Genomic DNA, 16,546 nt, shown 5'->3' on the forward strand with positions numbered 1-16,546 from the left:
TTTAAGCCAATCCTTCTTTTTCCATTGTTTCAGCAATTGCTGCAAGAGCGTCATCAGCGTCAGCACCTTCAGCTGAGATTACAACGTCAGCTCCTTGACCAACACCAAGGCTCATAACACCCATGATTGATTTCAAGTTAACGGATTTACCTTTGTATTCAAGAGTAATATCTGAAGCAAATTTGCTAGCAGTTTGAACCAACAAAGTTGCTGGACGCGCGTGGATACCTGTTTCTGCCACGATGTGGAAATCTTTAGAAGCCATAGTTTGACTCTCCTTTTAAAATTAGTTTTGAGTTATCTGTGATAACCCTTACAATTTGGTATTATATCATCTTTTGAAATTTTTTTCAAGATTTTTATTACTGCCTTACAGAAAAAAAACTGCGAGAAATCCCAATCTAGATACATTTTAAAGAGCGATCCAGAAAGCAAAAACAGGTTTCTTTCAATTTTCTACTATATTATAAGTAAAATTTTCTTCCGCTTTCAATGAAAAGAAGCAGCTGAACCACAGGATATTGATTCACCCAAAAATTATAACTAATTAAAGATGCTTAAAAGCCTATCCCTATCCCATTTCTTAGAATTTCATACTTTTGACCTACCACAATATATTGTGCTTTAAAAACCACATTTTATTTCTTTGCACAATATTTAGTTTTATTTTGTTGACAAGTTGGTGGATTTTGTTTATACTGTTTACAGATTTATATTTCGATAGGAGAACGAAAAAGAAATGGTAACCATTTATTCAAAAAATAATTGTGTTCAGTGTAAAATGACCAAGCGATTCCTCGATAGCAATCACGTGGAATACCGCGAAATTAACTTAGATGAACAGCCAGAATTTGTAGATCACGTTAAGAATCTCGGATTCAATGCTGCTCCAGTTATTCAAACACCGGATGAAGTATTTTCTGGTTTTCAACCAGCTAAGTTGAAGAAACTTTCTTAATAAACACAGTATTTTGCTTAAATAGGGTCTAGCGTTAGCAACCTAACACTAGACTTTTTACTTGTAAAGAGAGGACTTCTTCTCTTCATTTTTTGAACTAGAAAAGGATTATTATGGGATTAAAATCTCTTGAAGACGTAACCTACTTCCGTCTTAATAATGAAATCAACCGTCCAGTTAACGGTCAAATCATGCTTCATAAAGATAAAGAAGCCTTGGATGCTTTCTTCAAAGAAAATGTTGGACCAAATACCATGGCCTTTGATTCAATAACGGATAAAATCAACTACCTTATTGAACACAACTATATCGAAACAGCCTTCATTCAGAAGTACCGTCCTGAATTTTTGGAAGAATTGGCCCAATTTATCAAAGATCAAAATTTCCAATTCAAGTCCTTCATGGCTGCCTATAAATTCTATAACCAATATGCTCTGAAAACAAATGATGGAGAATACTATCTCGAAAGCATGGAAGACCGCGTCTTCTTCAATGCTCTCTATTTTGCGGATGGAAATGAAGACATTGCCAAAGACATCGCAAATGAAATCATCCACCAACGCTACCAACCAGCTACTCCTTCTTTCTTGAATGCTGGACGTGCCCGCCGTGGGGAATTGGTCTCCTGTTTCTTGATCCAAGTAACCGATGACATGAATGCGATCGGACGCTCTATCAACTCTGCCCTTCAACTTTCACGTATCGGTGGTGGGGTTGGGATCTCCCTCAGCAACCTTCGTGAAGCTGGAGCACCGATCAAGGGCTATGAAGGAGCTGCCTCTGGGGTCGTTCCTGTTATGAAACTCTTTGAAGATAGCTTCTCTTACTCAAACCAATTGGGTCAACGCCAAGGAGCTGGGGTGGTTTACCTCAACGTCTTCCACCCAGACATCATCGCCTTCCTTTCTACTAAGAAAGAAAATGCCGATGAAAAAGTCCGGGTCAAAACCCTCTCACTTGGTGTCGTCGTACCTGACAAGTTCTATGAGTTGGCTCGTAAGAATGAAGAAATGTATCTCTTCAGCCCATACTCTGTAGAACGTGAATACGGAGTGCCATTTAACTACATCGACATCACTGAAAAATACGATGAGTTGGTCGCTAATCCAAACATCCGCAAGACAAAAATCAAGGCGCGTGATTTGGAAACTGAAATTTCTAAATTGCAACAGGAATCTGGTTACCCTTATGTAGTCAACATCGATACTGCTAACCGCGCAAACCCTGTCGATGGAAAGATCATCATGAGTAACTTGTGTTCAGAGATCCTCCAGGTTCAAGAGCCAAGCTTGATCAACGATGCCCAAGAATTCATTAAAATGGGGACTGACGTCTCCTGTAACCTTGGTTCAACCAACGTGGTTAATATGATGACTTCCCCTGACTTTGGTCGTTCGATTCGTGCTATGGTTCGTGCCTTGACCTTCGTCACAGATAGTTCTCATATCGTCGCTGTTCCTACTATCGACCACGGAAATAGCCAAGCGCATACCTTTGGTCTTGGTGCTATGGGACTTCACAGCTATCTTGCCCAACAATTGATTGAATACGGATCACCTGAGTCTGTTGAGTTTACGAGCATCTACTTCATGCTCATGAACTACTGGACTCTCGTGGAATCAAACAACATCGCGCGTGAACGGGGAGTTACCTTCCACAACTTCGAAAAATCAGACTACGCCAACGGTTGCTACTTCGATAAGTACACAAGTGGAGAATTTGTACCAAAATCTGATCGTGTGAAAGAACTCTTTAAAGATATCTTCATCCCAAGTGCAGAGGATTGGGCGGAACTGCGTGCTAAAGTTCAAGCAGATGGTCTTTACCACCAAAACCGCTTGGCTGTCGCACCAAATGGATCTATCAGCTACATCAATGATGTCTCTGCTTCTATCCACCCAATCACACAACGGATTGAAGAGCGCCAAGAGAAGAAAATCGGGAAGATCTACTACCCTGCTGCCGGTTTGTCAACAGAAACCATTCCTTACTACACTTCTGCCTACGACATGGATATGCGCAAAGTCATCGATGTCTATGCTGCGGCAACTGAGCACGTAGACCAAGGACTTTCACTCACTCTCTTCATGCGCAGTGACATTCCAAAAGGACTTTACGAATGGAAAACTGAAAACAAACAAACCACTCGTGACTTGTCTATCCTTCGCAACTACGCCTTTAACAAGGGAATCAAGTCTATCTACTACGTCCGTACCTTTACAGATGATGGTGGGGAAGTCGGTGCTAACCAATGTGAAAGCTGTGTCATCTAAGACAGCCCCAAGGTTCGCCCTTAAAAGTCGGTTCGCCGACTTTTTGTGCGTATTCTATCCATTTATGGTAGAATAGTAACGATTGAATGAATAGAAAAAGAAAGTGATGCAAATGGAAACATACTACAAAGCCATTAACTGGAATGCTATCGAAGATGTCATCGATAAATCGACCTGGGAAAAACTGACTGAGCAATTCTGGTTGGATACGCGTATCCCTTTGTCAAACGACCTAGATGACTGGAGAAAGTTGTCTAATAAAGAAAAAGACCTCGTTGGTAAAGTCTTTGGTGGATTGACCCTGTTAGATACCATGCAGTCTGAAACGGGTGTGCAAGCTCTTCGTGCGGATATCCGGACTCCCCACGAAGAAGCTGTCTTTAACAACATCCAATTTATGGAATCTGTCCATGCTAAATCCTACTCTTCCATCTTTTCTACCTTGAATACCAAGTCAGAAATCGAAGAGATTTTCGAATGGACCAATACCAATCCTTATCTTCAAAAGAAGGCAGAGATCATCAATGAAATCTACCTCAATGGAACCCCTCTTGAAAAGAAAGTCGCCAGCGTCTTCCTTGAAACCTTCCTCTTCTACTCTGGTTTCTTCACACCACTCTACTATCTTGGAAACAACAAGTTGGCTAATGTGGCTGAAATCATTAAGTTGATCATTCGGGACGAATCTGTTCACGGAACCTATATCGGCTACAAGTTCCAACTTGGATTTAACGAATTACCAGAAGACGAGCAGGAAAAACTCAAAGAATGGATGTATGACCTGCTCTACACCCTCTATGAAAACGAAGAAGGCTACACAGAGAGCCTCTATGATGGTGTGGGCTGGACAGATGAAGTTAAAACCTTCCTTCGTTACAACGCCAATAAAGCCCTCATGAACTTGGGACAAGATCCACTCTTCCCAGACTCAGCGGATGACGTCAACCCAATCGTTATGAACGGAATCTCAACCGGTACATCCAACCACGACTTCTTCTCTCAAGTCGGAAATGGTTATCTTCTCGGTGAAGTAGAAGCCATGCAAGATGACGATTATAACTATGGTCTATAAGACAAAAACCTTTCCAGACGGAAAGGTTTTTTTGTTGCAATCTTTTTCTGATTGGAGCTACTTCTTTTTTGAAAAAAGAGGTCGGACAACCATCCAACCTCTTCTCTTTATTACAATTTACCTGATACGGCTTCCAACAATTCTTGGATTTTCGCTTGGTTGCTTCCTCCTGCCATGGCCATGTCTGGTTTACCACCACCACGTCCATCGACGATTGGAGCCAATTCTTTAATGACATTACCTGCATGGACCTCTTTTGTCTTGCTGGCTACAAGGACATTGACCTTGTCACCGATTGCTGCGACAAGAACAAGCACATCAGAGTAGTCTTTTTGTTTCCAGTTATCTGCGAAGGTACGAAGGGCACCTGCATCTGATACAGAAACTTGGCTTGCGATAAAGCTGTGACCATTTGCTTCTTGAACATGTTTGAAGACATCACCTGCTGCTGCAGCCGCTGCTTTTTCCTTCAATTCTGCATTTTCTTTTTGCAATTGACGAAGTTGCTCTTGAAGGCCTTCCACCTTGTGAGGGACTTCTTTGAGTTGAGGAGCTTTCAAGGTTGCTGCGACTGCTTTTAGGGCATCTTCTTGTTCACGGTAAGCTTCGAAGGCTTCTTTACCAGTCACTGCCAAGATACGACGAGTTCCTGATCCAATTCCTTCTTCTTTAACAATCTTAAAGAGACCGATTTCAGAAGTATTGCCAACGTGGGTACCACCACAAAGCTCGACTGAGTAATCACCGATGGTCACAACACGGACTTCTTTACCGTATTTCTCACCAAAGAGGGCCATTGCTCCCATTTCTTTAGCTGTGTCAATATCTGTCTCAACTGTTTCCACAGCGATGGCTTCCCAGATCTTCTCATTGACTTCTTGCTCAATAGCACGCAATTCTTCAGGAGTTACCGCTTGGAAATGAGTGAAGTCAAAACGAAGAAATTCTACTTCATTAAGTGAACCTGCTTGAGTTGCATGGTGACCAAGGATATTGTGAAGAGCCGCATGAAGCAAGTGAGTGGCTGTGTGGTTCTTCATGACACGATGACGACGATTGCTATCGATGGCCAAAGTGTATTCTTGGTTCAAAGCAAGTGGCGCAAGAACTTCAACAGTATGAAGTGGTTGTCCGTTTGGTGCTTTCTGTACATCTGTTACTGTCGCTACGACGTTTCCTGCAGCATCCAAGATTTGACCGTGGTCAGCAACCTGTCCACCCATTTCAGCGTAGAAAGGTGTTTCTGCAAAGATCAGAGAGGCAGTCCCTTCAGATACGCCTTCTACTTCTGCATTGTCAGCTACGATAGCCACCAACTTAGAAGGCAATTGGCTAGCGTTGTAGTTGAAGACACTTTCTACAGTGATGTTTTGAAGGGTTTCATTTTGCATCCCCATGGATCCGCCTTTGACAGCTGACGCACGCGCACGTTCTTGTTGTTCCTTCATAGCTGCTTCAAAACCGTCACGGTCGACTGTCATACCTGCTTCTTCAGCGATTTCTTCCGTCAACTCTACTGGGAATCCATAAGTATCGTAGAGTTTGAAGACATCTTGACCAGCGATAACCGTTTGACCCTTTTCTTTCAAGTCTGCTACGATACCTTGAGCAAAGTGTTGACCTGAGTGAAGGGTACGAGCGAATGATTCTTCCTCGCTCTTGACGATTTTTTCGATAAAGTCACGTTTTTCAAGCACTTCTGGGTAGTAGCTTTCCATGATTTTACCAACAGTTGGAACCAGTTTGTAAAGGAAAGGCTCATTGATACCCAATTTTTGACCATGCATAGAGGCACGACGGAGGAGACGACGAAGGACATAACCACGACCTTCATTTCCAGGTAGCGCACCATCACCGATGGCAAATGAAAGCGAACGGATATGGTCTGCAATCACCTTGAAGCTCATGTTGTCGCCATCTTGGTCGTAGACCTTACCAGACAATTTCTCAACTTCACGAATGATTGGCATGAAGAGGTCTGTTTCAAAGTTTGTCTTCGCCCCTTGGATCACCGCCACCAAACGCTCTAAACCAGCACCCGTATCAATATTCTTGTGAGGCAATTCCTTGTACTCGCTTCGAGGTACCGCAGGGTCCGCGTTAAATTGTGACAAGACAATGTTCCAGATTTCGATGTAACGGTCGTTTTCGATATCTTCTGCAAGCAGACGAAGACCGATATTTTCTGGGTCAAAGGCTTCCCCGCGGTCGAAGAAGATTTCTGTATCAGGTCCAGAAGGTCCCGCACCGATTTCCCAGAAGTTGTCTTCAATTGGGATCAAATGACTTGGATCTACTCCCACTTCAATCCAGCGATTGTATGAATCTGTGTCATCTGGATAGTAAGTCATGTAAAGTTTGTCTTTCGGGAAGTCAAACCATTCAGGACTTGTCAAGAGTTCATAAGCCCAAGTAATGGCTTCATCACGGAAGTAATCCCCGATGGAGAAGTTCCCCAACATTTCAAACATGGTGTGGTGACGAGCCGTCTTCCCTACGTTTTCGATATCGTTGGTACGGATAGCCTTTTGCGCATTGGTAATCCGTGGGTTTTCAGGGATGATGGTTCCGTCAAAATATTTCTTAAGGGTTGCAACCCCTGAGTTAATCCACAATAGGGTTGGATCGTTTACTGGAACCAAACTTACTGATGGTTCTACTGAGTGACCTTTGGTCGCCCAGAAATCAAGCCACATTTGGCGGACTTGTGCACTAGATAATTGTTTCATATTTTTCTCCTAATTCTTATTTAATTAATTGGCGCCAGTTTCCAACATTTCGACGTAATCGATGGCGACACAAAGCGAGATAACTAAATCCGCATACTCGTCCTCATAGACCGATACTTGATAGGTCGAGGTGAGATGAAAGAGTTCTTTGCTAATCTCAGCGACGATTTGATCCCGATCATCGAATAGTTTAAAATCTAGATCCCAGATATTTCCTTGTACCCGAAGGTCCAAATCTTCAATATCATATTTGTCTCTAAAAACCGTCAACCTTTTATGGATAAAAAAGCGATCCCCTTTTTTCAACTCAACCACAAACTTTGGAAGAAGACTGACTGGTTTTTTAGTGATCTGACTGACTACTTCTCCATTCTTATCATAGATGGTAAAAGTCTTAGGAATCTTAAGAAAAGATCCCTCAACCTGGTACTCAACATTTCCCAACTCATCTTTGATATCGAACCGCTCGCCACCCAATCGAAATTTTTGTTTCACTTGATAGGTTCGCATCTTTTGATCTCCTTTAAAAAGCTCCAGACAACTGCCCATATACAAAAGACAAGCCACTAAACGAAGGGCGAAAAACCGCGGTACCACCTTCATTCAATGAACTTGTCATTCTTCATTTTGTATGCAATTGTCTCAGCCGAGTAGCAAAATCATTTCTCTTCCATGGCTCGCACCCCCGCCACTTCTCTGACTCCGATATACAATGATTTATTCTCAACTATTTCATTATACAAGTTCCATAGGGAACCGTCAACTATTTTTTAGATGATGAGCTACTACCACTTGTTTCAACACCAATATTTTGTAAATATTGGTTAAAGGTTGATTTAAATGCATCATCTTTAACCTTGATATTGGCATTGGTCATCGCTTTGGCAATGATACTTCGGATGTAGTTGGTATCTTGCTTACGACCTTCGACAATGATCTCTTTCAGACGTTTTTCGTAGGTCTTCCAATCAGAAGCTTTTTCTGTCTTCTTATTTAATTTGACAATATAGTAGCTAGCAGAATAGTTTTGACCTGCTGAAACTGTAATCACGTCTGAAATCCCATTTTCATCCAACTTAAAGGTAGCTTCTTTGACTTGAGATGGGATATCTGTTGTTCCGGAATCGAACGTCACTTCGCCACCCTTGTCTTTTGTAGCGGTATCTGTTGAATTTTCTTTTGCGATTTGAGCAAAGTCTGCACCTTCCGCTTTAGCTGCTTCCAATACTTCTTTTGCTTTATCTTCAGAATCCAACTTGATAATTTGTGCAGTTACTTCCGGAGTGTAAGATTCAAAAGCTGTCTTATAGTCTGACTCTTTGATATCTTTCTTAGCAGCTTGGTTGACTGCATATTCTAACAACATATTGCTGCGGATTTGCTTCTTAGCTGTTTCTTCCGTCAATCCTTGTTGTGCCAAGTAAGCATCGAATTGGTTACCCAATTGTTTCTTTTGTTTATCCAATTCTTTTTCAACATCTTTATCAGAAACTTTTGAGCCATATTCTTTTTCAAAGACCTTATTGATGGTCATTTGGAAAAGAACTTGTTGAGCTCCTTGGTTGCTCTTGATTTCATCATAAAAATCAGAAACTGTGATCGTGTCCCCTTTCATGGTCACGACATCTTTGTTTGTGCCATTGGCACATGCTGCTAGTGTTACGACTGATAGCAAGGTCACAGCACCTGCTACAAGTTTTTTCTTCATGAAATTTCTCCGTTCCTTTTTAAACTTCTTCTATTTTACCACAAATTAGAGAGAATACCTTAAAATTGCCTAAAATGAGCTAGGATCTGGCAAGGTTACCGTCTCTGCATTTTTACGAATCATCAAAATACCATCTCCAAGTGGCACCAAACTAGCGGTCAAATCTGGATGATTGAGAGTCGCATTAAAGAGATTTTGAAGCCCCCGGTAAATGGTTCGTTGCCCACGACGCACTTCCATGATGTCTTTGGCAACATCTCCCCCTTGGAAAATATCATCCAGTACCACAATTCCTCCAACTTCTAAGAGTTCGAGGATCCGTGGCAAAAAGACAATGTATTTAGACTTGGCTGAGTCCATAAAGACAAAGTCATAGGTCTCTGTTAAATCCTGTAAGACATCTACAGCATCTCCTTCAAGCAAGGTGATTTGCTTTCTCTGATCGTATTTAGCCAGATTTTCCTTAGCAAAACCAATCATTTCTTCATTTCGATCAATAGTGGTAATTTGTGCATTGGGAGCATGTTCAGCCATTAAGAGAGCTGAAAAACCAATTGCTGTCCCAATTTCAAGGATTTTCTTTGGTTGTAAAGCTTGCAAGAGTAGTCTAAAGTATGCTACCGTTTCATGCGGGATGATGGGAATATTTTCCTTGCGGGCGAATGCTTCTAATTCCTTCAGGGCACCAGCTACCGGCTTTTGACGGGTCCGCATAAAGTCAACGATCTCGTCTTTAACGACTGGCCGACGCATATTGTGGTTGGCATTTTTACTATAAGACTCTACCATTTTATGCGAGTCCTAATTTTTCTACTAGGGCTTCAAATTCATTCAAACGACGTTCAAAGACTGCAAAGGCTGCGTCCAAATAGTCTTCTTTTTCCATATCCACACCTGCTTTGCGGATGACATTTAGTGGATAATCAGAGTTTCCAGCCTTCAAGTAGTCGATATATTTGTCACGATCTTCTTGGGTTCCATGAACGATTTTTTCAGCTAGAGCTGAAGCTGCTGCAAAACCTGTTGAATATTGGAAAACGTAGTAGTTATAGTAGAAGTGAGGAATACGAGCCCATTCATATTGGATTTCAGGGTTGTCTTCTTTTGAAAGACCGTAGTATTTCTCATTGAGTTCTGCATAGAGGTTGTTCAAGAATTCACTAGTCAAAACGGTACCTTCTTGGTCTGCTTTATGGATAGCATGCTCAAATTCGGCAAACTGAGTTTGACGGAAGACGGTTCCACGGAAGCCATCCAAGAAGTGATTCAAAATAGCAAAACGAGTTGCATCGTCTTCTACTTCTTCTAGGAGACGTTCTGTCAAGATATTTTCATTGGTTGTAGAGGCAATTTCAGCAAGGAAAATAGAGTAGTCTCCATAGACATACGGCTGGGTTTCACGGGTGTAGCTAGAATGCATACTGTGACCAGTTTCATGTACCAAGGTGAAGAGGTTATCCAATGTATCTTGCCAGTTCAACAACATAAAGGCATTGGTATCATAAGAACCACCTGAATAGGCACCTGAGCGTTTTCCTTGGTTGACATGCACGTCGATCCACCGTTCGCTAAAGGCACGTTTCACACGAGAAAGATAATCCTCACCCAAAACAGCCAAGACTTCTTCTGCTTTGGCCAATGATTCTTCATAAGTAAACTTGTAGTCTGTATCGGATAATGGCGTATACATATCGTACATCTTCAAGTCTGAGATTCCTAGAATTTTTGAGCGCAATTGCACATAACGTTGCAAGAGTGGCAAGTGTTTGTTCACAGCTGCTACCAAGCTATCATAAACACTTTCTGGTACAAAGTTATCAGAAAGGGCTGCTTCACGGGCAGATGAGAATTTGCGAACTTTGGCATTGAAGTTGTGAACTTTTACATTGGTCTGCAAGGTTTTTGCATAGGTATGTTGGTACTGTTCATAGACCTTGTAGAGACCTTCATAAGCTTCTTTACGAACGGCACGATCTTTTGACTCTACCAAAGAAATATAGTTCCCATGTGTTAATTGAACTTCTTCACCCTTGTCATCATGCACAGTTGGAAAGACAATATCTGCATTGTCCAAAATTTCAAATGTTTCCCCACCAGCAGCAAAGATCTCACCAGCTCCTGCAAGTAATTCTTCCTCTTTTTGGGACAAGACATGTTCTTTTTTCTCTAGCAAACGATCAAAATAATGACCATATTGTTCCAAGGCTGGAACCTCACTCACAAAAGCCTTGTACTGCTCATCTGTAATGGCCATGAATTCAGGCTCATAGAAGGCAAAGGTTTCACCCAACAAGCTATAAAGCGACATCCCTTTTGATTGGTACTCTTGGTATTTAGCCACTCGTGTGTCTTGGTCATTTTTCATATGAGCATAGACGTAGACCTTTTCTAAACGACGGCTCAATTCCAAATATGCATTGGTTGTCTCCAAAAGCGTTTGCGCTGAATCCAACAAATGGCCAGCATAGTGGCTAGCTGCTTTAATATCTGCAGCTAAGCTAGCTGCTTCTTCTTCCCAAGCTTGATCTGTCGCAAAAATTGTCGACAAATCCCATTGGTATTTTTCATCAATTTCATTACGTTGTTTTACCATTTCGATTAATCCTCCAATGGTACTATTTTAGCATATTTCAAAAACTGTTTCCATTATTGCGCCATACGTTCTCAAACGTTTAAAAAACGCGTATTTTAGAAAATTATCGTTTTCGTCATTTTTCAATAATTGAAAAAAGTCGTATTCAAAATCGTATTCATTGCCCGCACAATCTAGAGAACGAGCCCGAGGGCTTTTTTTATTTTGTCCGTTATAATAGACAATCTAAAAAAATTGCCGTTATAACAGACAAAATGGAAAATTTATTTTATTTCTAATTCTTCCGCAAAATCATATAATTTTTCAGCTGTAAGCAAGGCCATTTTATCCATACTAGTTTTTCCTTTTCTAAGGTCAGATACTGTAGACCAAGGGACGTCTGCACCTTTAGCAATTGCGGTTGTACTTATTTCGCTATTTAATAACTTTTCTATTTGTTCTCTCATTTAACCACTCTCTTTACTTCCGTCTGCCTTTTAAAATCATAAGAAATACAAAAAATACGATTATGAAAATTGGTAAATATTTCATTCTTTTGCTCGATATGATATAATCATGGTAGGTCTAAGGGGCTTTCGCCCCAGCCTACCAGAGCCTTACTTGAACCGCTTTGCTTTGCGTGGCTTGCGTTCTTTTGGCTCTTTTTTTATTGCTATGATAACACTTGCGATCCCTGTTAATAAGGTTCCAGTTGCTACCATTAGTTCAGCAATCTCTGATAAAAATGAACATTTCGGGAGGATTTCTATCTTAGAAAGTTAGCTTTTCTGCTGAGCATAAAAACGTGGGGGATAAAGGATCTGAACAGGTTGGATCCCTTGCGACTGATAATAGGTCATAAACTGCTGGTAGTAATCTTCTACATCCTCTTCAATTTGAAGCAAGTTCTGTGAAAGGATAGGACGACAAAGAGGATAAAAGAAATCCAGCCCCAATTCCATTAGATGGTGTCCCTGCAAATAGAGTTCTTCTTGAAGTCTCATCCACTTTGGGTGACGGTAAAAGAGCTGCTGCTGCACATAGGTTAAAAATGTGCGATCCAGCACGACCGCCATTTGCTGCATGGGTTGCGAAAGATAAGGGGTACGCAAAACTTCAAGTAAGGACTTTTGACCAAAAGGGAAAATTTCTGTTTGATAATGCAATCGCCCTCGTAAATCCTCATGGATGAGGTATTGCAAACGTAGCTCTTTCTTTGAAAGATCCAATTCCCAAAGATGAAACCCACGATTCTGACTAAAATATAGAAAACCAGCCTGTAGTTTGGTCAGTCTTTCCTTGAGCCATAACTTTTTACCAAGTAACCAATAGACCTGATAACCATGGGATCGATAAGCATCACTTCTCTCCTTCAAACGCTCCAAAGATAAAGAGCTACACTGTACTTCCAAAGCTAACTTCTTATCTACTACTAAGAGATCTGCAATTTGTTGAAAATCTGCTAAATAACTTTCGACTTCTGTTCTAGATTCCTTAGAGGCCCAGTTATAAAGACTAGCTTTTAATTCCAGGTGTTCCAAACTCTCCGCTTCGTGATGGTAGGGACAATGCTGTAACTCTACATGGGCAAAATGAGCCCGTAGCACCGTGCCATTTTTAAGACGCACTGGACTGTTACAAGCTAAGCAATAGAAGGGTCCTTTACTGACGTCTGGGATCTCCTCCAGACAATTCCACCGCTTTTGATTCTTATCCATGGCAATAAACATAGCCCCACCTCCTCATCTATATCATTCGAAAAAAAAATAAGAAAAAGGCTGGAAATTTCCAACCTTTTCTTGCTATTATTCGTCAGAATCTGAATCATCACTGTCATCATCTGCAACAGGAGATTTACTCAATTCTTTCTGCATATCTTTCATTTCTTTACGAGTACTTTCCAACTCTTCTCGAGCATCTTTCAAGCTTTCGATCAAAGCTTCACGATCTTCTTTAGGAACAACAGTGCTATCTGAACCGATGCTTTCCAATCCTTCATTAAAGATATCTTTTTGGTTTTCCAATCCTTGCTTCAAGGCACTAATCGTTGCATCGTATTGCTCTTTTGCAGAACCCGTCACAGAAGCACCTGCTTCTTCAGTAATAGATACAGATTGATCCATTAATTTTGCAAACAACTTTTTGAAGTCTCCAACTGTTTTTGCTTTACTGATTTCAGCATCTGTTAAGAGACTAGAAGATGAAGTATCTTCTGAATCTGTTGAAGTATCCTTACTTTTTGAAGTGTTGGCAGATTTGCTCGTCACTTTAGTAGTTGATTGACTATTTGAAGTTTCCTTCTTTGTTTCTTGCTTATTTGAACAAGCAGCTAGGGAAACAATCGTCAAAAGAGCAGCTGTCGATAAGATCATTTTTTTCATAAAATGGTCTCCTTTATTTTTATTTTACCTCATTCTATCATCGAATACTTTGATTGTCAAATTAATTACTAGTTCTTGATAATATCAAAAAAATTGGACAGAACACGATGAAATCAGTATTTCTGTCCAATTCCTCTGTAGCTAGTCGTACAATTCTAGCAAATAAATTATTCTACATTGCCACCAAAAAGGCTGTGAGATCTTCCTTGGGGCATTTTTAAAGCAAAGGTCATTACAAAAACGATTCCTACTACTCCTGCTAAAAAGAGGCTCATAAGTTGATAGCCGCCGTATTCAATAAAGTGTGCAGCCAGTGGTTGTAATAGAATCGTACCTAGGTAGCGTGCCCCCTGTACAATAGCCATAGCAAGAACCAAGTCTTTCCCCTTCACCTGTTGGGCAATAAACCGTAAGGAAACCATAACCAAAACCATGCCTGTCGTATGCTTGGCTAAGAGTGTCAGGAGCACTTTTAAGAAGACAGAACTTGGAAGAGCATAGACGGCATATTGAGCGAAAATAATCCCGATTGGAAGAGCGATCAAAACCCGTAAAGGCCAGTGGTCCATGAATCGATCGGAGAAAAAGATCAAAGGAGCTTCTACTACAACTGAGATAGCCACAACCGTTGAGGCAATATGAACCGGTAGACCACTATCCATCAGCAACTCAGGAATATAGGTGTGACCGATATTACCAACCCCTGAAGCCAAGCCAATCAGAATAATAAAGAAGAGATAAGGACCGTTGTGAAGAAGAGGCCAAATAGAAACGGTCTCTTTTTCCTTCTCTATAACTGTCTCTTTTTCCTTCATTCGAACGGCACTCAGACAGAAAATACTTAGGACAATCGTGATTAAGACCGTATAATAGACTGCTTGGGGACTAAACTGATGATAGACCCAGCCGGCTATTTGTACTCCAACTGAGTAGCCAATCGTTCCCCAAACGCGAATCTTCCCAAAAGCGTAAGGACTTTGCGTTGCAAAAACTTCCATCATGGGAGCTGTTCCATTCAAACAGACTAGAACGATTCCATAAAAAACTGTCAGCCAAAAGAGATTGGGAGCCCAAAGAAAACCTAAGACTCCACCTATGATAATGCTCAGACTGAGGGTTGTCATTTTTACGATTCCAAATCGTTCATTGATATACCCAAAGAAGGGTTGGGCTACCATGGATAAGAAAAAGGCAACAGATACCAGGGTCGATACTTGGGTGGCACTATAGTGTTTCCCCATCAAATAGACAGAAATTAAGGTCGTAAAGAGGGAGGTAGACATAAAATAAAAACTATAGAGTAGCATATAAGCTGCATAAGAATTACGGAATTTTTTCATTTACATCCTTTCTAAAAGTATCCTAATGGAACAATGACAAAACCCAACCGACAATCAGTTAGGTTTTATTCTTAATCTTTATAATAGCGCTTTTGGGCGTCTCTTTTGCGTCGATCTCGACTTTGTTTTTCAATCGAGAGAATGATGACAAGAATGAGAATCGGAATCAAAATCAGGAAGTGATCTAGCGAAAGCCATTTACTTTGCTTGGCAGTCGTCTTTTTTCCACTTTCTGTTTCTTTGACAAGCTCTGGCTTGGCCCCTTCTTCCACCTTCATATCATCTCGGATTCCTTCAGACAGAGTATAGAGACCATTATCCACTGTCAAATCCCCATCTTTTACTGCAAGTGTGGGCTCTTTAGCTCCCTTTTTCACCGTTGCATAGAATGGTTTTTCGAGTGTATAGGTCTTGCCATCAATCTGCTGGACACCAGAATCCAATAATTTCTTATAGCCAAAATCTTTATAGGCTTTTTCGATCAAGGCATTCCCAAATGGGTGACGGTAGTATTCCCCATCTTGGTCTGCCCAATCTCCAACCCCCATGATCACAGCAATTAAGCGCTGATTGCCCCGTTTGATGGTCGCGATATAGTTGAAAGCTCCACGAGGACTTGATCCAGTTTTTAAACCATCCACACCTTTCAAAGCATACTTGGCTCCTGGCAATGAATAATTGTAGGTATCAAAGGTTTCCTCATACGGAGTTCCTTTTTTGACCGTGACTTGAGCTTGATTGGTATAGTTTAAAATATCTGGGTATTGATTGATAAAATGATAGACCAAAATCCCTAAATCACGCGCAGTTGTCTGGTTGGCCGCATCATTTGGATAATTGTTTACCTGATAATAGCCTTGCAAGGTGGAGATGGCCGCCCCACTCGGGTTATTCCAGACCGTATTGGTCATCCCCAATTCCTTAGCCTTGGCATTCATGCGCTCAATAAAAGCATCTGGATCATTGTTGGACATGAGATTGGCCAACATAAGGGTCGATACATTTGAGGATGGAACCACTGTCATGGTAATCAACTCAGGAATGGTATAGTCTACTCCAGCAACAATATTATTATTTGAGATCTCATAGATCTTACCGATCGCTTGATCTGAAGCGGTCGCCTTGATCACTGTATCTTTACTGATCTTGCCATTTGCCATATCTTCAAACAAGAGATAGAGCGTCATGAGCTTACTCATGCTGGCCGGATCTCTGACTTCATCGATATTGTCTTTCCAAAGAACATTTCCCGTATTGCCGTCAATAATGAGCGAAGAATGTGGACGGTTAATGGCTTGGACATTGTCATTTGGATACATCTTTTGCGCCATATCCACCAACTCATCCGCACTAGCTAGAATTGGCTGGCATAAGAGACTCAGAAGGAGGCAAATAGACATCAAATATTTTTTTATCATAAACTTTTCCTTTATAACAGACTAATCAGCTGGAGGTTGAAACAAGCTTCTAGCCCTCATGCTCTTTTCTCTTGTCTCCCAGTAGATGAAAAGAG

14 protein-coding genes are annotated in these 16,546 nt (G+C 41.1%); 3 read left to right on the plus strand and 11 right to left on the minus strand.

All coding sequences use genetic code 11. The features are described from left to right. Position 1 precedes the first annotated feature (1 nt). Entirely contained in the window at positions 2–265 is a 264-nt protein-coding gene (locus QM968_RS02905; RefSeq protein ID WP_006596636.1) for a phosphocarrier protein HPr, read from the minus strand. 474 nt (positions 266–739) lie between these two features. Here QM968_RS02905 and nrdH point away from each other — a divergent pair, with 474 nt between their 5' ends. The 3 genes from nrdH to nrdF all read left to right on the plus strand — a co-directional run bounded on the left by nrdH (position 740) and on the right by nrdF (position 4,303). After that, on the plus strand, positions 740–958 hold the full coding sequence (nrdH, locus tag QM968_RS02910) for a glutaredoxin-like protein NrdH (RefSeq protein ID WP_009732547.1): 219 nt from the start codon (positions 740–742) through the stop codon (positions 956–958). 113 nt (positions 959–1,071) lie between these two features. Next, entirely contained in the window at positions 1,072–3,231 is a 2,160-nt protein-coding gene (gene nrdE, locus QM968_RS02915; RefSeq protein ID WP_414382109.1) for a class 1b ribonucleoside-diphosphate reductase subunit alpha, read from the plus strand. 112 nt (positions 3,232–3,343) lie between these two features. Then, positions 3,344–4,303: a class 1b ribonucleoside-diphosphate reductase subunit beta gene (nrdF, locus tag QM968_RS02920; RefSeq protein WP_009732545.1), complete on the plus strand. Its 960-nt coding sequence runs from the start codon at positions 3,344–3,346 to the stop codon at positions 4,301–4,303. A 110-nt stretch (positions 4,304–4,413) separates the two neighbouring features. Here the strand turns inward: nrdF and alaS are convergent, their stop codons facing one another. From alaS to QM968_RS02970, 10 genes are all read right to left on the minus strand, one after another. Further along, complete coding sequence (gene alaS / locus QM968_RS02925; protein ID WP_414382111.1) at positions 4,414–7,032, minus strand: alanine--tRNA ligase; 2,619 nt, start codon at positions 7,030–7,032, stop codon at positions 4,414–4,416. Between the two features lie 24 nt (positions 7,033–7,056). Further along, the gene (locus QM968_RS02930) at positions 7,057–7,542 is read right to left on the minus strand and encodes an LURP-one-related/scramblase family protein (protein WP_414382114.1); all 486 of its coding nucleotides are present in this window, start codon (positions 7,540–7,542) and stop codon (positions 7,057–7,059) included. 253 nt (positions 7,543–7,795) lie between these two features. Next, a complete protein-coding gene (gene prsA, locus QM968_RS02935) occupies positions 7,796–8,740 on the minus strand; it encodes a peptidylprolyl isomerase PrsA (RefSeq protein WP_414382117.1) in 945 nt (314 codons plus the stop codon). A 69-nt stretch (positions 8,741–8,809) separates the two neighbouring features. Further along, positions 8,810–9,529: an O-methyltransferase gene (locus QM968_RS02940; protein ID WP_009732541.1), complete on the minus strand. Its 720-nt coding sequence runs from the start codon at positions 9,527–9,529 to the stop codon at positions 8,810–8,812. A gap of 1 nt (position 9,530) precedes the next feature. Then, on the minus strand, positions 9,531–11,333 hold the full coding sequence (gene pepF / locus QM968_RS02945) for an oligoendopeptidase F (RefSeq protein ID WP_009732540.1): 1,803 nt from the start codon (positions 11,331–11,333) through the stop codon (positions 9,531–9,533). Between the two features lie 263 nt (positions 11,334–11,596). Beyond that, complete coding sequence (locus QM968_RS02950) at positions 11,597–11,779, minus strand: hypothetical protein (protein WP_009732539.1); 183 nt, start codon at positions 11,777–11,779, stop codon at positions 11,597–11,599. 312 nt (positions 11,780–12,091) lie between these two features. After that, entirely contained in the window at positions 12,092–13,042 is a 951-nt protein-coding gene (locus tag QM968_RS02955; protein ID WP_009732538.1) for a competence protein CoiA family protein, read from the minus strand. Between the two features lie 75 nt (positions 13,043–13,117). Next, positions 13,118–13,693: a hypothetical protein gene (locus tag QM968_RS02960; protein WP_009732537.1), complete on the minus strand. Its 576-nt coding sequence runs from the start codon at positions 13,691–13,693 to the stop codon at positions 13,118–13,120. Between the two features lie 167 nt (positions 13,694–13,860). Next, on the minus strand, positions 13,861–15,033 hold the full coding sequence (locus QM968_RS02965) for an MFS transporter (protein ID WP_414382122.1): 1,173 nt from the start codon (positions 15,031–15,033) through the stop codon (positions 13,861–13,863). A 71-nt stretch (positions 15,034–15,104) separates the two neighbouring features. Continuing rightward, positions 15,105–16,451 (minus strand): DUF1958 domain-containing protein, encoded by a 1,347-nt coding sequence (locus tag QM968_RS02970; protein WP_414382125.1) that lies wholly within the window; start codon positions 16,449–16,451, stop codon positions 15,105–15,107. Between the last annotated feature and the right edge of the window lie 95 nt (positions 16,452–16,546).

The sequence above is a fragment of the Streptococcus sp. OMI870 genome, assembly GCF_047460295.1.
Classification (GTDB): domain Bacteria; phylum Bacillota; class Bacilli; order Lactobacillales; family Streptococcaceae; genus Streptococcus.